Consider the following 18,097-nt stretch of genomic DNA (forward strand, 5'->3'; position numbering starts at 1 on the left):
CCAGAGCTTACTACTACGGGACTTTATTAACAAAGTAAGCCCGTCACCGTGCGTTTAGACCTAACGAAAAAGTAGAGCTTTTCGTTGGGCCTATTAATGGGCCTAAAAGGTTCGGATTTAATGAGTTCTCTTCGGATTTCGCAGGAAATTGAGGGCACAAAAAAGCCCGCAGGGCTTGCGCCGTGCGGGCTCTCAGGACTTCATCGGATGACTCTGGTAATCACCGATGGAGAATTTTGGTGGCTGGCGGAGTCTGAATTGGTTTTATAAATATTTGTTTTATATGTGATAATAATCAATTCAATTTTCATTTTGGTCCCATTGTTGGTCCTAAAAGAAAATGTCATGTTTTTTGCAGGGGAGGGGAGGTTACAGCAGAGGTCTCTTTGTCTACGAGATTAGCATTTTGCTTTCCTTTAGTCTGCTCTGTATTTAAGCGTTTATTTCACGTCAGTTTTTAACAAGCCGGTAGAGCGTCTTGCTCGCAAAATATCCACTACGGAAAGATACGGAGTTTGTTCTTGCCACGAAAATCCTTTCCGATCGATACGGACAAGCCCGTATTTTTCTACCAGAAAGTTCACTGCATCACTGAGCGATATTCCAGCATCAATATGTTCCTGGATGGTGGAGTCATTGCTGAATGGTGTGTCATTCAGTGTCAGGCCATAGTGCTGCAATAACAGATAAGTTAGCAGCCGCTGCCAGATTTCAACAGGTGACAGGCAGGGCTGAGTCGCCCGTGTCGGGTGTGATGATATGGTTTGCATGATGTTTACTCTGTGATGTTAAGGTAATAAGCGGGGGTTATTGCGGCTCAGTCTGCTCAGGATAGATAGCAATGTAGACATAGCCACAGGAGCCGAGTGTGTCGGCTTCGCAGATGAGGCCGTTGTGGTATAGCGTAACGCAGTGTTGGTGGCGAGGGTTAAGTTCTCCACTGGTCAGCATCAGCTCAAGTTGTTTCATCATGAGCGGAAATGCCTGGTCAAGGCGCATTGCAACATCATCGGTGAACGCCCCGCTAAATTCTGCTCGGTCAGCCAGATAGTGCAGTCGGTTGCTTTCCTGAACCAGACGAGCCCCAAAACAAGGTGTTATATCGCGCTTCAGTCCCCACAACTGGCGGGCGGGACTCTCCGGCTTAGTACTGGATTCTGAGTGATTGTTCATTATTTTTCCTGATTAAAGGGAAGGATTAATTGAGAGTGACACTTCGAAGAATGACATAGGGACCATGGCGGTCCTGACGACGTTCAGCAAACACGGCCAGAACGCCGCGTATGTACTGAACTTCCCGGCCAGCATAATGGCATATACTGCCTGTCCATTTACATTTGCCGGTACAGAAGCGAAAAAGCCGGGAGTCTGGATGCTGTCGGTACAAGGCCATGGCCTGGCGTTTACTGATGGTTTTCATATCCAGCCTCGTTCTGCAAACGACACAATGCCATCCAGGCCGACAACCAGGTGATCGAGCGTCTTCACATCGACTAGTCCCAGCACCTCCTTTAGCCTGTCCGTCAACTGGCGATCGGCTTTGCTGGGCTCCGGATCGCCGGAGGGATGGTTATGCGCCAGCACGACAGCTGCAGCATTGAAACGAAGCGCCGACTTCACCACCTCACGGGAATGAACCTGCACATGGTTTACCGAACCGGCAAACAGCGTTTCACTCTCCAGTAAACGATGCTGATTATCGAGATAGAGCACCATAAACACTTCCCGCTCCTGTCTGGCCAGCTGTAACCGGAGCCAGTCACGGGCAGCAGTACTTGAGGTAAAGGCTATACCGGGCTGACGCAGATATTTATCCAGCAGGTTGATAGCGCGGCGAATGGTCCGCTGGGCGTATGGTGTCAGTCCGGAAGTCGTAGGGAGTAAACAGCCATGCTGAGCCATGACCGACACCGGCAAGAGTTCAGGCTGCGATAACAGTGGGGATATTGCGGTACTCATGTTCGGCTTTCCTCAGTCAATGAGATGCATAATGGCGGTGCACTCTGGATGGCTCAGCGCGAAGTCTCGTAAGCGATAATAATGCTCAGTCATCGCATCGCATTCGGTACGGCAGGCGTGATGGCTGTATGCTATCAGGCAAGCGACTATCCCCGCAGCTTCGTCAGTAAGTTCCGCACCGTTGCCGTTCATACTGTTGAACAATGTCCACTTCTCATCGTGCTCTGCCTCAGGAACCATAAAAGCGCCACCGTTACTGAGCGTCGAGAAGTTCCAGATACCACCGTGATAATCGGTATATAGTCGATCCATCCAGGCAAAGTTTTGGGGCTCAAGGGTTATCCACTGTGGGATGGAGCCAAAGTGCTTCGGCCAGAAGCCTATACGTAAGTCGTCAGGGACCACTGAGGCCGCAATAGCTGTCTGCTCAGCGAGCTGAATGTTTTGTGTATTCATTAAACTTTCTCCTTATGCCGGAACGGTTGTTTAACGCCCGAAAAACTCGAGCATGTTTTCTGCCATAACCCACAGGGCGCGGTTGAGCTTCATATAGCCATCAATACCGGTAACAGCCCGGGTGCGGCTGCTTTTCCCCTGTGCGGTTCGCCCTGACAGACCACCTTTCATCAGGTTCTCCTGCACGCGCTGATAAACGGTCCACAGGTCATCGCTGTAGTCCTCCCGACGACGCGGGGTCAGCAACTGCGATACCGTGACCGGCTGGTGGTCCTCACCAAAGCGATACTTCAGTGCGGCATTCGCCATTGCGTGTTGGGCTGGTGTAGGCAGCGCCAGTGACTGCATTGCATCGCGTTTCTCATCCACCCGGTCAAAGACCCCGAGCACTTCGTAAGCCCCTTCAATTACCTTCTCGACGACATTACCTTTATGCGGTACCCGCACTTCCCCGAATGACTGGCCACAGACCAGACCATTAGTACAGACGCCACGAAACAGTCCCGGTAGCATCTGGTAGCTCGACGAACCGTCATGGCTGTTGAGAAGAATGATTTCCGGCACCTGATGCCCGGTAAGTTGTCCGGCTCGACGCAGACGCAACATATGCTTGGTGTGCTCCCGCTTGCTCTGGTCGCGAACCTTCGTCTGGCAGGCAAAGAACGGCTCAAAGCCTTCCCGCTGCAGGCTTTCGAGGATGTTGATGGTCGGGATGTAGGTGTAACGGTCTGAACGAGATTCATGCTTGTCACTCCCGAAAACGCTTGGGACATGACTCATCAGCTCTTCGTGGGTCAGAGGTCGGTCTCGGCGTATCTGGTTTATACGGCCAAAGCGGCTGGCTAATCTCATGGGTATCTCCTTTGAATGGGCATAAAAAACCACTCCGAAGAGTGGTTCTGGATTGATGGAAAGTATTCAGTGCTGGGGCGGGGTTTGTTCCTGCTGTCCTGCTGCTTTATCGTCAGGTAACGCAGGCGAATTGTCGCTGTAGGCCCGAAGACGCTGTATTCGCCTCAGAATCATGGGCTTGCCGTACTGGAGGTATCGAAGACACCATTCGCACGTAGCGATCCTCTGGATGGGCAGCGGTAAGTGCCGGTAGACTTTGCTGCACACTGATAACACAAAGACATCATCATTGAGTGTGTCCTCTGCAACGGCGCAGAGTCCGTTGATAGCAGCGCGTTGCAGCCAGCCTCGATATTTCTTCAGCGATTGAGTTTTAGGCGCAGATATAGACCGCTTTCCTGACAACGAATTTTTCAGGCAAGGGTGGCGAGTTTTTTTATAAGGCGTATCAGGCTGAGTGTGGTCAGCGTGGCCCCGAGCGTCTGGCATACAACCGATTTGCTTCGCAGCAGCGTGAGTCCGGTGACACTGAAAACAACGGGCCAGGTCAGATCCAGCGGTTGCTCTTCTGGCACGGTATCGTCCGGCGATTTTGCGTTTTTCATTGGTAAGTCCATAAGATGTCCGGCATCGCAGGAAGCGTATACCGGACAGGGTGAGTGATTAGGGAAGATCTGCGGAGGCTATTTCCTGAGAAGCGTTAGTGGGGCCACTGTAAACGCCGACGTATTCATTTTGGGTAAAGATGATGACTGCATTGGTCTTTGGATCAAACGTGCACCCATTGAGTCCTGCAATTACAGCGCTTTTCCCTGAGCTTGTGTTTTTCACAATGAGCTTGCTGTCGGCGCAGTTACTGGATTTAACAAAATTCACCACATAACCGTCCTGCTCTGCGACGGTTTCCGCAGGCGTTGGTTTTGGCTCAGGATAACGTTCTTTCTGTCCACCTACGCGCTCGCGGCTGTAAGGAACATATTGCACCGAGTCATTACGCAAGGTTGGCGGGTCGTTGTTCATGCTCAGGTAAACAGGGCAATCAGCAGCGCCCACGACACAGCTCTTACTGAAAATAGTGCGAGACGGCCAGCCTTTAGTGCCAATGTAGGCCGCACCGGTTTCATCCAGGCAGTAGGTTTCCTCCCATGCATAATTTTTATTCTGGCCCGGCATGGTGCGGGTGGTGATGAGGCAAGTCAGGGCTTTTACAGGCTTTCCGTCGTAGCGGATAAAGTTCTGTTCAAGCGGTGAGGCGGCATACAGCAAGGGAGATATATTTGCCGCCGCAGCCATATTTTGCGCCTCAGCGTTGAAACCGGCTTTATTGTTGAGTTTGACGCTGACTGCCTCATTGTTCATATCACGCAGCATTTCACCGCCGTTTTCCGTCAGAAAGAAGGTGTACCGCTCAGGGTGAATATGCCCCTGGATAGTGATGGCAAAGCTAAGTGCCGGGAACAAAAGGATCGGGAGTAAAACCAGGCGTGAGAGTAATGTCGACATAAAGACATCCTTATTCATTATTGTTAACGATACGGGTGAATTTGTAGTTGGAGAGGGGATTAATGGCTAATGCAGTCTTCCCAGGTCAGGTCCTGCAACGCGTCATGCAGCCCAAGTGCTTTAAAGGGGTGAGATGACGGCTCGTTCATCTGGGTGACTTCAATTTGACCATCATCATTTGTATTTTTAAGCGCCATAAAGGCCGCCTCGCCAGGCTGGTAATGCACTGCGTTGATATTCAGTCCCACCGTTTTTTGTCCGTCGTCGGGAAATTCCGCATGAGCTTTATCTGGTGCGCTGTAACCCACGACCAGCTGATTGTCTCGGCAGGTCAGAGTCAGGCGTTCACCTGCGCTGTTGTCGGTGTTAATTTCAAACTCCATCACATTGATAGTGCCAAACCAGCTACCCCAATGTTGCTCCCGGCCCATGGCGTCCGAAGCGGTGCTGAACAGCGTGGCACTCAAGAACAGTGCAGAGGTTATCTTCAACATAAAAAATCCTTACTGAGTGTTTTATAAGATAAAAATGGACTTTGAGCTTTGTCTGAGGCTATCCAATCGTATGCATTTGGCAGGGGATGGGATAATCGTTAATACAGATCGGTTTTATGAAATTGATCGCTATTATCTATTATAAAAACGATCAATAGAATGTAATTGATAGTTTTTAGCTATCATGATTTGAGTATCGATCGGTGCCACAGATCAACAAGATACAAGCCGGAAACGAATATCTGTTGCGGTTCGTTTGAGTGATATAGGTGTGAAATTTTTTGGGATACGTTCTAATCAAGATATTTAGAATCAACAACTTTAATATAGGTTTGTATTAGTTGTTTTAAAGGTACTAACTTCGGAGTAATTACTGGATATATTATGTAGGTTAATTGACGTTTTTAGATGTTTCCTTCTTCTATTGCAATTTTAACATGCAGGAGAATATTTGTGGCTGATTGGTATTATAATAATAAAGAAGTACTGTATTTAGTATCATGACAATCTATATCACTCTCCTATGGCAATAATTTTGAATATAAAAATAGTAGTTATTTACATATCCAGAAAATGATATTGAGATGATTAATATCAGGAGTTAAAAGTGAAAATATTCATCAGTCCCTTCGGGATAAGTAATCAGCATCATATGGATCGTATTCGTGAAACACTTGATAAGTCTTTACAGGAATACCCAAGGACGTTTGTGTTAAATATCATCTTGAGATTACCTGATGAGAACTATGAGTATTACAAGGCAGATCCTAAATTAATAACAAAATTTATTGAATCTTTAAAATCCCAGATTGAGCATACACAGAAACGTAAAGCCGCACAGGGAAAACGTATTCGCTCCTGTAATGTTCGATATGTCTGGTCAAGAGAGTTTGGTGAGGAAAAAGGCAAGAAGCATTACCATGTGGCATTGATGCTGAATAATGATGTTTACTGTAATGCGGGTACCTATTATCCCATAGAAGGACTTTATATCCATAACCTGGCATTAATGATTATGGAGGCCTGGATGAGAACGCTGAGTCTCAATGTCACGCCTGACTATCAGAGGCATTATCAACTTGTGCATTTTGTTAAGGAGGGAGATTTCAGACTGGATAAAAATGGTGAGAAGTTTGAATACTATTACGGTCAACTGGGACGCAGTTTGTCGTATTTGACTAAACTCGCCACCAAAGACGGTTCTGATGGCATGCGTAATTTTGGTTGTAGTCAGTCCTGATTATTCACTGGTATGGATATATTGCGATTTTAAAGAGGCTGTAGCAGCGTTGTAGCGGTTTTATTCTTAGCAAAACGTTAACATGCGTACGCTGTAATCTGTTGTAGCAGGCCTGTAGCGATTGAAATGTCATAGCCAGTGATGGATGATAATTGATCAATTTGATCTATTTCCACTGCGGATATCTTTCAAAATACCGCTACAGCTCGCTACTGTAGCGATGGTAGCAGAGCTAAAACAGATACCTGAAACTTTTTCAAAAGAAAAGGCTCGTTGATACTTGAGTATCACGAGCCTTTGAATACGGGTTATTGATAACAATTATGCATCATTGCGAAAAAATTAAAATTAGTGTCAGCAGTACATTTGAGAACGGCTAGCTAATGGGGTTATCATCTTGTTTTGGTGGTGAGTATTTATTTGCGTTGTGTTCTGCAATAGGGGCGAAGTATCCATTAGGCATACGCCAGGTAATATACACCGCCGAATGAGGAGGGGCTTTGTGGATGTAGGCAAATATACCAGTGCTCATAATGTAGTCCAAAAGTGGCTCCAGTATATCACTCCGGCGAAACCTGTACGGACCATATTTGATGACGTAATTCTTTTTGAACGGCAAACCATTGTTGGATGCGAATTTATTATGAATCCATTTGGTGAGCTCCTGAACGTCTTGCTGGAATTTGTATTGTGGAGTGAACTGATAAAACCACTCTGCAGTATGACTGAGATACCATTCCATGATAGCCGCTGCTCGATGAAGAGAATCCAGAGAAATAGTCTCATCGTCCTGATTAACGAAGTAGTGAAGCGATGCAGCGATGCGCAAAGTATTCCCACTTGCTTTCATTACCATCGACTTAATGAATGACCATGACGATTCAGTCATTGCTCTTGAAATCCACTCATCGTGTTTACCTTCCCAATATGCAACCGCATCAGGTGAGAGTTTGAGTGTTTTCTTCTTTACTTCCGCGGACCAAATAAGTTCTTTTTGTTTTGCCAGCAATGCAGTAATCCGGGTATGAAAAGCGCATAAAGCTTCCTCATCACGGGAAAACGTATCCTGGCGGTAGCGATAGCTCATGCCTCCGGAAGGATAATTATTGTTGGATGGAATGCTGGCAAACAGGAAGCGAGACAAGAAACCACTGTCTAATGCTTCAGCTCCATGTTTTTTCATATAACTGAGAAAAAGAGATGGCTGCAACATGAGCGATACCGTCAGTGTTGGTTTGAAACTACAGGGCTCGCGATTGCTGCGCTTATAATCATAAACCCCTCCATCCCAGGCCTCGTTATAGAATGCCTGCTGAGCGATAGTGCAATGCTCGAAAAAGCGACTTCCTTCTTCAGACCGTAAAAAAGCGCTCGGATTTATGCTCAACCCATCAAGCAGAGCCGCAAGCGAGGTGTCGTTGTATACAAGGATTGGCATAATCGGTTGAATGGGTTTGCGAGCGATATGTTGCTGTAACCTCGCCTGGATGTCCTCAGGATTGTCATCCTTTTTGATTGCGGTGCGGAGTTTGCTTTCCAGAGCCTGCAATTCTGGTTTCCAGACGGCAAAATCACGTCCATAGGTGGCCAGTCTTTCCAGGTATTCCTGCGCCAGTTCAGCCTTCAATGCATCATAGGGTTTCATAACCAGTTTGCTGAGGGTCGTTTTTCCTGAACCCGATTCACCAAGTGTCATAAAGTAAAGTGCTGTCGGCTCTGATGAGCCGTGATTGTTATTGAAAACCTCAATCAGTGACTGGCAGCTGTTTGAGACGGCAGCTAATACCGTGCTGGCTGCTAACACGGCTGAATATTTACTGCCATCCTGAAGATAGCGAATAACATCTTGTAAGATTTGCGGGAAGGCTGTGATGGGAAGGGACGATTCCTCTGACTGGCTTACCAGCTGAGAGAGAGTCGTAATTGGGTTGTAAGTCATATTACCTATCCTGAGTTTATGTCATGAAACGCAACTGATGCGCCTTATCCCGTAGGATAAGGGCATACAGTTGAGGTTGATTACGGGGGCGTGGGTGAAAACACCTCGCCTTGTGAAACGAGGGGCGGGGCTTATGCAGCTCTGCGCTGGAGAACCCATTCATCCAGCTCGGACTCGAGCCAGCCAACAGATTGCTTGCCGAGAGGGTAAGGCTTCGGGAACGCTGGATCGTGACGTGGGGATTTGGCATTAAGCCAGTCGTAGATGGTGGAACGAGCGATGCCGAGTTTGGCCGCAACTGCTCGCATGCGCAGGATTTTTACCGTCTGGGTGTAGGTGGTCATCTTTCTACCTCATTGAACTGTATGGATGTAAGTTATTTGTTGAATAACGGCTCTCCGTTATTCAATACCTGAGCCGACTGGCTGGTACACGATGGATGGTAATGAAGTCGAATAGTGTCTAAAATTGGCAATTACTACTTACTTTTTTTGACACTAACTTATGCCAGCCACAACATCCGTACAGAAAGCCGCTTTTGATGCTATCGACAGTCTTCACTTCAGCCAGGTGATGATGAGTCTCATATGCGCAGACCCCGTTGCAGAAGAGTGGTATGGCCGTATTTTTGGCAGAATCAACAGCATACTTCAGAGGGAAGGGATAACCGGAAAACAGGCTCAGATAGCCAAGCATTATTTGCTGGGGGCTCTTGAAATCTACTTGTCGATTGATAGCAACTATTTTGCGGGCTCAGTTGAGCATAATAAAGGTGTTGATGGTGGTGCACCTTATAACAGAGAACTTCTCGAGCAATTTGTTGAACACAACCGAAATTATAGTATCGCTTTACTTTGCAATATTGCTGATTTTAATGGTGTCGACAGAGAGTTCTTTTTTCAGGCAACGGAAGAGTTATTTAATGATAAGATATTATCTGCCATGCCGCGTTTTATCAGATATCGTCTTACCGAATGTTGCTATGCGCTTGAATATCCTGATGCTCCTCTCTTTTTTTATCGGGAGTTGGTGAGTCTGGGTATTGTTTTGTGTGGGAAATACTCACGTCATCGTGACCAATTTGTGAAGAAGTCTGATTCAGAATTATCACTTTTGTTCATTCGCGCAGGCTTACTTTTTGAGTTTAAGATGCTGCAAAGAGCAGTGCAGGTGATAACCTCCCTCAATAAAAATGGTACTCTTGTTTTACCCGTTGCAGATCTCCGAATGTCCTTTACAGAGCGAAAGAACATTGCTGATTACTATAAAAGACTTGCTGATGTTTGGTTGCTGGAAAATAACCATAGTTCCTTTGTGGTTTTTCAGTGTAAAAGCGATGTTTCGGATTTAGATGTTAAAATACTTCTTAAAAATATGAGCAGATTTTATTTTCATAAACGTATGTTTGATGGTACGCAGGGAAGCTGGCTGGGAACGCTGGGAGCATTTGATATTGAGGTTAGCCGTTGGGTTGAACCAGAGTTGGCGATTTATTACGAGGGTGATAATAGTCTTACAATTTCAGAAAAAATTAGATCTAAGTTTATGGGGTTTGGTTTTAGTGTATCAGCTAGAAATTTGTATTTGCGGCATAAAACGATAAGAAAAAATAGTTACTCTAAAATTCGATATTATTATGTCCTTTTATTGAATCAGCCATGCATCTTCCCTTGGTATCTTAATGACAATAGTTGTTACGACATGGCTCTGGGGTTTGATGATATTTAAATAAGGTGATGAATCCAATTAGTAGAAAATATGTTTTCAATGAATGTCCCGACGCGTTTTAGCCGTTTATATATGAAGTGCTACTTGGAACTGTGTTTGATTTTTTCACGGTGAGTGTAGGGATTCCATATATAAGCTATCTGATTTTTAAAGATGAAATCCACACCCATTTCGAAACCGGTAACTCTCAACCTTCAAGGCTATGTGTTAGATCAAGTGGTGACTAATACATTTAGGCCTCAGAAACTACCTCGTAACCATTTCGCTCTACAAATTGATCCCACTTTTTCTGATACATAGTTGATCTCATTAATACTGCATCATCTGTATGCTCTTGTGTACCAGATACTCCGAAACCATGACCAGTAATGATCCCCCCATGCTCGGTCAAGATGCATCGGTTATGAAAAACATCAGCATCGCCTCTCTCCCTGAGCTCATAAACCTGCACCTGTAGATTCGACAAATCACCTGTTAATCCCTCTAGAATCTGATTCCTAACGTGATCAGCAGATGGACTACCTCTACCACCATTATCGCTACCCCGTTTTTCCTTGTAAAACAGAATTATTGCTGGAAAATTACCACTAACTCGATTGCGAGGGATGGATTGAAGCATAAATCGGATAAAACTCACTGACTCCGCTGTCCAACCGTAAGGATCAATAATGACAATTTTGTTTTCAGCAAGAGATACTAAATTTGAGATGATAGAGAAGAGACCTGCATTCGTGCGGGAAACAACCAACTGATCAGGATGATTCCAGATACTATCATGCGAATACATTGAATGTGGAGTTATGTTATTATCCTCTGCAATCGCCATTGATGACAAAATAACGCCAAAAGGAATTCTGTTATTTTCAATAACAGCGTTTTCCTGCCAATTGACTACCTCAGGTTCCTGAATCTCCCGGATAACTAATGAATCCACGAGTTTGACAACCATTTCGGTATATCTCTGAGCAGCTAATGATTGGCTTACCTCAGGACAAAACGTGAGCAAGTAGCTACGAAGTTTAGATTTTTTTTTCTTGGGGAAACTACTGATAATGCGAGGAGTGCCCAAGCCGTATTCCCTTAGAAACTCGGCGTAGTCACGCTCATTTGACGCCCATGTAGATAAAACGACAGGATCAAGTGCATATTCGTATATCATTACAAAAGCTCCTCTCGACGTTCAACAAAGAAGCCTTGAGGCCAACGTTCAACAAATTCGCCATCTTCATCTACACGAATTCGCTTCGTCACTACACCGTTTTCTGTAGGCTCCAAGTAAACGATTGAAATATCTTCTCCATGAACAGGCTTAGAATCATCAGGTAGCTTATTATCTGTGGTCTGTCTTATTCTTTTTAAAAGCCGAAGAATTAAGTGTTCGCTGTGCGTCTCAATCAAAAACGAGTGTTTATCTTTTGTCTGGAGAAAGACATCTGCTATCTCTACTTGAAAGCGAGGATGTACGTGCAGCTCCGGCTGCTCAACACTTATAAGTGCAATGCCATCATGATTTGCCGCAACAACTATAGGAAGAACTTGAGAAATACCCGTGCCTAGTTGATTTGCTGACAGCAGAATATTGCTACGCAGCTCTCTAAAGAAAACATGCCTCTTTCTGAGCAACCCCATATGTTCATCATTACTATCGACATTTGCTATCTCAGCGATCGACTTGTTGATGATCTCATAACCTGCATTGAGTTTGTTGCTAGATGCAAACCAGTCACTCGTGTTTCTGATGAGCTTTTCGATGGAAACACTACTGTTTGGGTCTTTGTAAAGTAAATCCCAAGCAGCTGAACCATCTACCCAGTCAATTTGCTCGGGATGAGGATTCGGCACATAATCGTTATCTGGCACCAGACGAAGTGGGCCAATCTGAACGCTTTTATCCAAATATTCCAGTAGTTTATCCAGAGGTAAGACGAAAGCCTGACTCAGCACTTCCTGCACGACCAGAAAGTTAAAGTGCTCCTCTAACTCATCAAAATCTTGCCCAAGCAAATTGGTCATAACAGGGACTCCAAGCAAAGGAACCGCACCACTTCTACAAGCCAAAGCAACAGGAGCAATACGATTAACAAAGTCAGCTCCTGAATTGTCTTTATCCGCTATAGAAGCTGTAGCCGCCGGATTCGGATTCAATTGATTCAGGACTTGTTCAAATTCCGTATGATAATCGTCCAGCTCAAGGGGCTCTCTTTGTTCTACTTCCCCATATTCCCTCTCAAGCCAATCATCATTGTTGTAGGGGATGAGCAAAGGATGTTGGGTATTGACCTCGCGAATCACGCTGTTTCTTTCATCTTCAGAAGAACTAATACAACCAACATAGATATCGTTAGTCCAGACACGGTAATTCTTTACATACGCCCGCTTAAAACGCTCTGACCACGCAATCTCAAACTCTATCGATCCAGATTCGGTGCTGCCACCAAAGTCATTCATCAAAACGTAGCTGACACTTTCAACATGGTTTGTCATTTCATCGACATTAGCACCATAGTAGACAAACGGCGTTTTATCTGGAGAATAGTCCAGTCGAATTCTAATTGTATTTTTTAAATCTTGTCCATAAACAAGTGCACGGAAACCACCTATCGTTTTACTACCCAAGGAATCTAGCTTTTGGGGATTACAGTGGCCGTGTTTCAAAATTTGCTGCACATAAGCAAGAGCCATTAGCACAGAGCTCTTACCGACACTATTCGGGCCAAATAAAAATGTCACCGGTGCAATATCGATTGTTTGCGTGTGTTTAAACGAGCGGAAATTCGTCAGTGATATTTTAGTTATTCTCATTGTGCCGCTTCCAATTTTGATTCAATAACAACAGACTGGTCAACAAAGTGAACATCCAGTTCTTCGATGACTGCACCAGTCATCATATTGTAATGGCCACCCTGACCTGCTTTACTGAAAATGGCGCGAAACACACGAAGATACGCTTCATTAGTTTGCTCACCATGATTAATATAAAGGTCATCATGAATCGAGTGCGAACCATCGTTGACCCAAGAAAAAAGAGACTGACAAATCAACTTGTCGCGCCCGTCAAATAAGGTACAGATTTCGTCTTTGCTCATTCCGCCCCACATTGTGAAGTAGTTTTCGAGTATTCGGCGTAATGTATTTTGCAGGCAGATGCTGGAAATATTTTCTGATTTAACATCTTCCCATAGCAGTTCATAGGCTGATCGGATTGGATTTTTGTCACAGCGCTCGACAACCGACCCATGTTGTAGTTTTTTTACCAGCCAGAAACTTTCCTCACTGAGAACACCATCAGCAGATCTTCTTCTGTTGAAGCTTATCTCTTTATGAAAATAGACATTATGTGTCAATATAAATATCTGTTTTATATTTGAGTTCTGGCTTGTCGTCTCTTCCATTAAAACTTTAATAAGACTACTGACAATGTAGAGAATATCGCTATCTAAAGAAGATATTGGGTCATCAAACACGACCACCCGATTCGCTGTGATTCCTGAAGAGGATTGGGCTCCTTTAATCAGGTAATAAAAATACAAGAAAGTGATAAAAGTTTTTTCACCTTCACTCAGTGAACAACTAGCATCTTCACCATTCGCGCGGATTATTCGATAGTGACGACCTCCATCGGTTTGACTGATGGAGAAGGAATTAAAACCGAATTTCTGCAGCAGGTCATTAATAGCTGTAACAGTTGGTTGAATAGATGTTGTTTGCCTTTCCAAATCTTTAATTTGATCTTTGAGACTGTTGAGTCTCGTATTTTTATCTGTCAACGCCTTCTCCATACCATTAATGGTGCTTGTATGGCGATTTTTATTTTGCTGATAGAGTAGCAAGTCATCTGCTAATTCATTTAATACATAGCGCCATACTTGTGAAGTTAATGTCTGCTTCTCAGTGGCAATATTAGCCACGGTTTGGTTATGAAGTGTTGTTGCTTCATTTGCCTCTAACACTAAGTTTTGCAGCTGCGAAATAAGAGGTTGAATTGACTCCATTTCCACTTTTCGACTTGGTTCATCAATCTTATTTGCCAATTTAGTTTGATTGTTTTTTACACGTTCCACAAGAGTCAAGGCTGCAGCATTAAATAGATTAATATTCAGGAATGGGTTATTAATGTCCACATTACGCTGTATGGCTGCTGTCAGTTGATCGCTTGCAATTTGATACTCTGATTGCAATTCTCTTAACAATTGGATATCGGTGTCGTAGGCATCACTAAAGAATGCTGCAAGATTATTAGCGAAATTATCATCCGTAGGCTGTTGGCAGAAAGGACATGTCTGAGGATTCTGCTCGTGATACTTACGGCCTTGTTTTACCCAGTCGCTGTTACCCAGGTGGTTTATGAGGGCTGCGATATCAACATCTTGATTACCGACAATCACTTTTTGCAGTAATACATTTGCCTCGATAGCGATAAGATCATCGGCTGGCATGTTTCCAAGTACCGTTGCACGCTCAATATTACTTGAAAAAACAGTCTGTGCTTTGAGTTTCAGCTCTTCCAGTGTGAGTAAATCAGCCGTATTTGATGTGTGCTCAGTTAACAACTTGGCTTTAAAATTTTCGGCATTATTTCTCACGCCACTAAATGCAGCCTGAAAATAGGTGTCATGAAGTTGTTTCTGCTTCCAACACTTTTCCCGCAGTCCTGGTTCGAGATCTTGAAGTTCTTGACGTTTGCCTATTTGTTGTTCTGAACCATCTAATTGGATATTTATGCTTGATATTTGATCATTTATTTTATTTATTTCAGGCTGTAAACGAGCAATTTCCCGCTCGGCTTCAACCTGATTCTCACCTAAGGTAAAAACACCCTGCAGGGGTCCGTCCTGATTAAAGTTCCGATCAACGAAATCCCGGTTATACACCATCCGTTCAAGCTCAGAGCCACCGTGCCATACTAGTGAACACTGACTATGTCCTTGTAATTGGGCAATGACACGGCTTATGGTCGTTTTACCTGTACCATTTGCACCAAAAATATAATTGATACGACGAAGATCGCTGAGTCTTGCCGAGTTCAGATAGGTGGCCACAGGTGCATTTATTTGGATTTCGCTGATCATATTCTCTCCTTAGAGCTCTTCTGAAAAAGATTTTTGGCTTAAAGATGAAAATAACTCCAAAGTATTTCTATTGTGACATCCGGTTTTTTTCAATAACAATTCTATTTTTATAGCTATGTCAAGGTATTTTGATTGAGAGACTTCATCGGGTATCAATATTGGAGTCTTTGAAATTTGGGTACCATTTAGGGTTGGTTGGCCAACAGTCCTAGATTGCATGTCGAAATATTTTTGAACAAATGGAGACTGAAGATAACGGTAGACATAATGCCTACTAACCTCTTTATTCAGCCTTACCCTAGTGACGGCTCTCACAGTATTAAATCCTTTTAAGGATGAGTCTGCTAAAGCTACCTTTCCAATGGTTGCACCGACACAAGTGATTAATATTTCATCTCCATGCAATCTTGATTTTTTATGTTTTTCATCAATTTCCGGAGACACGCATTTAAGATTGCTTTTATCAATCAGCCCATTATGGAAGTCACCCACCCGAACTATTGGGACTCCACCATCGACATGATCTCCAGGCTGAACAATTCCATAATTTATTCGGTCATTTTCAGCAATGAGTTCACCTAACTCTCTTATTTTCCATCCCTTCACATTCGTGACCGGGTCGCCAAACAGTTCCAGAAATACGGCATGGAGGAAGTCGTCTGCGAGCTGGATGGTTAGCTGGCGTTTGCGGCGGATGGCATCGGCTTTGTCGAGAATGGCGGCGATACGTTTTTGTTCGATTAGAGGAGGAAGAGGAATTTTGCTTTCTTTTATTATTTTATCGGACACAGCTGGATAGGTCGCCCCTGTAGCCTTTTCAACCATGTCAGTTACAAAGGCTCTCGTCTGAACCCAGAAATATAAATATTTGCTATCCAGACGATTGCCATTAGGTCTCAGCACACAATAGCCTGTTGAGGCAGTTGCTCCGTCAAATTCATCAGGTACTAATGCTACACCATTTAGATTAGGTCTAACGGTTGCAACTAATACATCGTTTGATTTTACGATTTGCCTAGCCCTGCTGGGCGCTTCGCTTGGCAATACCTCAGAAACACTGCTTTGAACCACTATCTTTTTGTCTTTATCAACTGAGCTCAAGTCTATATAGAAAAATGGCTCTCGGCTTTCAGACTTTAATGGATTCCAACCCTTGACCTTTTCAAGACAGTCACCTATACATACTAGAGGCCAACTCACAGCATCCCCTCCAACTCATCCAGATCCGCCATAATCTCGCTTTCCAACATTTTTAACTTTTTCAGGATTTTTTTCGGATCCTCAAAATTTGCTTCTTCATACTCTATTTCTTTATAGCGATTGATGGAGAGGTCGAATTTGTTGACGGCAATATCTTTAGCATCTACCACAAACGCTTTTTGGGTTTTATCACCAAAGTGTTTGTGGATTACTTCTGCAGAGGCATTCTTCTGAACCAAGACAAAATATTGCTTCCACTTAGCGATAGCATCGGGCAGATCATTACTGCCTTCACCTTTCAGTGGGGTACGCTTATCATCCAATGAATAACCATCAGCTTGCACGTCATAGAACCAGACCCGCTCGGTGCTGCCACCTTTAGTGAACATTAAAACCGCTGTGCTGACACCGGCATACGGCTTAAAGACCCCACTAGGTAAGCTAATAATACCCTCAAGTTGGTTATTTTCGATTAACTCCTGACGTAACTGTTGGTGGGCATTAGACGAGCCGAACAGCACGCCATCCGGCACAATAACGGCGGCACGACCACCGAGCTTAAGTGCACGCAGAATATGGGCAACAAATAGTAACTCTGTCTTTTTAGTTTTAACTAAACCTAACACATCAGGATTAGTGTTAGTCTCGTCCAGACTTCCTTTGAAAGGCGGGTTAGCGAGGATGACATCGAAGAAGTTTTCTTCCTGTTGCGGGTAGTTTTCTTTAATGGTTTTACTCAGGCTGTCCTGATAGAGAATATTGGCTCCATTCACCCCGTGTAAAGCCATGTTCATACTGCTAACACGCAGCATAGTTGTGTCAAAATCGAAACCCCAGAACATATATTTGTTGATATGGTTGCGGTAAGGTTCTAACAGGTCGCCAGAGTAATATTTGTTACCTTCCTCATCCTCAAAAATACCAGCCTTACTGGAATGAACACGGTTTAGGTACTCCATGGTGCGAGTAAGGAATCCGGCGGTGCCGCAGGCAGGGTCACAGACAGTTTCAGTGGGCTGGGGATCGACCAGTTCGATCATGGCATCGATAATATGTCGCGGGGTGCGAAACTGGCCATTGATACCAGCGGTGGTAAGTTTGCTGAGCAGATATTCATAAATATCGCCTTTTACGTCGCTGTTGGTCATAGGCAGTCTATCCACCATCTCCACAGCGCTGACCAGTACCGATTCATTTTTAATTTCAAGGTCGGCATCCTGCATGTATTCGCCGATATGACCTAAGGCCTCGATGGCACTACCGTCATTACCCAAACCATCATGCTCGTCGGACTTCTTGCCTAGTTTTGCGAAGAAAGGGAAAACATTTTGCTTTAGATGCTGGTGCAGTTCTTTACCACTAAGGTTTTTAAAATTTTTCCAGCGTAGTAGTTGCCCTGCAGGTGTATTAGGGAAAAGTCGATCGAAATTTCTGCCCGTGCGGTTTGCTTTACGCTCAGCCATATCCTCTTGCATATCGAGCATACGGGCAAACATCAGGTAGCTGATCTGCTCTATAACTGTTAGAGGGTTAGTGATACCACCAGTCCAGAATTTTTCCCAGAGTTTATCGATATCGTTGCGTATTTGACCAGTTAGCATGTTTTTCTCTGTTCTTTAACAAGTGTCAGATAAGCTGCTGCGCCGCTTATCCAATC

General features: G+C 44.4%; 18 protein-coding genes. 2 read left to right on the forward strand and 16 right to left on the reverse strand.

Features of this window, described 5'->3' with window-relative positions; translation table 11 throughout:
* Window positions 1–440 precede the first annotated feature (440 nt).
* From GY169_RS05460 to GY169_RS05500, 9 genes are all read right to left on the reverse strand, one after another.
* The gene (locus tag GY169_RS05460) at window positions 441–770 is read right to left on the reverse strand and encodes a TA system toxin CbtA family protein (RefSeq protein ID WP_166717688.1); all 330 of its coding nucleotides are present in this window, start codon (window positions 768–770) and stop codon (window positions 441–443) included.
* 37 nt (window positions 771–807) lie between these two features.
* Entirely contained in the window at window positions 808–1,173 is a 366-nt protein-coding gene (locus GY169_RS05465) for a type IV toxin-antitoxin system YeeU family antitoxin (protein ID WP_167575185.1), read from the reverse strand.
* A gap of 25 nt (window positions 1,174–1,198) precedes the next feature.
* A complete protein-coding gene (locus tag GY169_RS05470; protein ID WP_167575187.1) occupies window positions 1,199–1,420 on the reverse strand; it encodes a DUF987 family protein in 222 nt (73 codons plus the stop codon).
* Window positions 1,417–1,959, reverse strand: coding sequence for a RadC family protein (gene radC, locus GY169_RS05475; protein ID WP_045616550.1), 543 nt, complete (start codon window positions 1,957–1,959; stop codon window positions 1,417–1,419). The genes GY169_RS05470 and radC overlap by 4 nt, the downstream gene beginning before the upstream one ends.
* A gap of 12 nt (window positions 1,960–1,971) precedes the next feature.
* On the reverse strand, window positions 1,972–2,415 hold the full coding sequence (locus GY169_RS05480; protein WP_167575188.1) for an antirestriction protein: 444 nt from the start codon (window positions 2,413–2,415) through the stop codon (window positions 1,972–1,974).
* A 30-nt stretch (window positions 2,416–2,445) separates the two neighbouring features.
* The gene (locus GY169_RS05485) at window positions 2,446–3,267 is read right to left on the reverse strand and encodes a DUF932 domain-containing protein (protein WP_167575190.1); all 822 of its coding nucleotides are present in this window, start codon (window positions 3,265–3,267) and stop codon (window positions 2,446–2,448) included.
* A 413-nt stretch (window positions 3,268–3,680) separates the two neighbouring features.
* Window positions 3,681–3,872, reverse strand: a complete 192-nt coding sequence (locus tag GY169_RS05490) for a hypothetical protein (RefSeq protein ID WP_041412185.1) — start codon at window positions 3,870–3,872, stop codon at window positions 3,681–3,683.
* A 58-nt stretch (window positions 3,873–3,930) separates the two neighbouring features.
* Window positions 3,931–4,770 carry a hypothetical protein gene (locus GY169_RS05495; protein ID WP_167575191.1) on the reverse strand — a complete coding sequence of 280 codons (840 nt, stop codon included), beginning with the start codon at window positions 4,768–4,770 and terminating at the stop codon, window positions 3,931–3,933.
* A gap of 59 nt (window positions 4,771–4,829) precedes the next feature.
* A complete protein-coding gene (locus GY169_RS05500; protein ID WP_167575193.1) occupies window positions 4,830–5,264 on the reverse strand; it encodes a hypothetical protein in 435 nt (144 codons plus the stop codon).
* A gap of 607 nt (window positions 5,265–5,871) precedes the next feature.
* Between GY169_RS05500 and GY169_RS05505 the strand changes: the two genes are divergently transcribed.
* Window positions 5,872–6,504 (forward strand): inovirus Gp2 family protein, encoded by a 633-nt coding sequence (locus tag GY169_RS05505; RefSeq protein ID WP_223882144.1) that lies wholly within the window; start codon window positions 5,872–5,874, stop codon window positions 6,502–6,504.
* Window positions 6,505–6,880: 376 nt separating this feature from the next.
* On the opposite strand, the gene GY169_RS05510 is transcribed toward GY169_RS05505, so the two are convergent.
* Both GY169_RS05510 and GY169_RS05515 read right to left on the reverse strand, forming a co-directional pair.
* Complete coding sequence (locus GY169_RS05510; RefSeq protein ID WP_167575195.1) at window positions 6,881–8,443, reverse strand: YfjI family protein; 1,563 nt, start codon at window positions 8,441–8,443, stop codon at window positions 6,881–6,883.
* A gap of 131 nt (window positions 8,444–8,574) precedes the next feature.
* Window positions 8,575–8,787 (reverse strand): helix-turn-helix transcriptional regulator, encoded by a 213-nt coding sequence (locus GY169_RS05515; protein WP_021539885.1) that lies wholly within the window; start codon window positions 8,785–8,787, stop codon window positions 8,575–8,577.
* Window positions 8,788–8,947: 160 nt separating this feature from the next.
* Here GY169_RS05515 and GY169_RS05520 point away from each other — a divergent pair, with 160 nt between their 5' ends.
* Window positions 8,948–10,171, forward strand: a complete 1,224-nt coding sequence (locus GY169_RS05520; protein ID WP_167575196.1) for a hypothetical protein — start codon at window positions 8,948–8,950, stop codon at window positions 10,169–10,171.
* A 232-nt stretch (window positions 10,172–10,403) separates the two neighbouring features.
* On the opposite strand, the gene GY169_RS05525 is transcribed toward GY169_RS05520, so the two are convergent.
* From GY169_RS05525 to GY169_RS05545, 5 genes are read right to left on the reverse strand one after another with little or no spacing between them, the layout of a single operon-like run.
* Complete coding sequence (locus GY169_RS05525; protein WP_167575197.1) at window positions 10,404–11,330, reverse strand: hypothetical protein; 927 nt, start codon at window positions 11,328–11,330, stop codon at window positions 10,404–10,406.
* Window positions 11,330–12,973 carry an AAA family ATPase gene (locus tag GY169_RS05530; protein WP_167575198.1) on the reverse strand — a complete coding sequence of 548 codons (1,644 nt, stop codon included), beginning with the start codon at window positions 12,971–12,973 and terminating at the stop codon, window positions 11,330–11,332. Before GY169_RS05530 ends, GY169_RS05525 begins: the two co-directional genes overlap by 1 nt.
* On the reverse strand, window positions 12,970–15,240 hold the full coding sequence (locus GY169_RS05535; RefSeq protein WP_167575199.1) for an AAA family ATPase: 2,271 nt from the start codon (window positions 15,238–15,240) through the stop codon (window positions 12,970–12,972). Before GY169_RS05535 ends, GY169_RS05530 begins: the two co-directional genes overlap by 4 nt.
* Window positions 15,241–15,249: 9 nt before the next feature.
* Window positions 15,250–16,440 carry a restriction endonuclease subunit S gene (locus GY169_RS05540; protein ID WP_167575200.1) on the reverse strand — a complete coding sequence of 397 codons (1,191 nt, stop codon included), beginning with the start codon at window positions 16,438–16,440 and terminating at the stop codon, window positions 15,250–15,252.
* Window positions 16,437–18,041, reverse strand: coding sequence for a class I SAM-dependent DNA methyltransferase (locus GY169_RS05545; RefSeq protein WP_167575201.1), 1,605 nt, complete (start codon window positions 18,039–18,041; stop codon window positions 16,437–16,439). Before GY169_RS05545 ends, GY169_RS05540 begins: the two co-directional genes overlap by 4 nt.
* Between the last annotated feature and the right edge of the window lie 56 nt (window positions 18,042–18,097).

The organism is Kluyvera genomosp. 3, from assembly GCF_011765685.1.
Taxonomy (GTDB): Bacteria; Pseudomonadota; Gammaproteobacteria; order Enterobacterales; family Enterobacteriaceae; genus Kluyvera; species Kluyvera georgiana_A.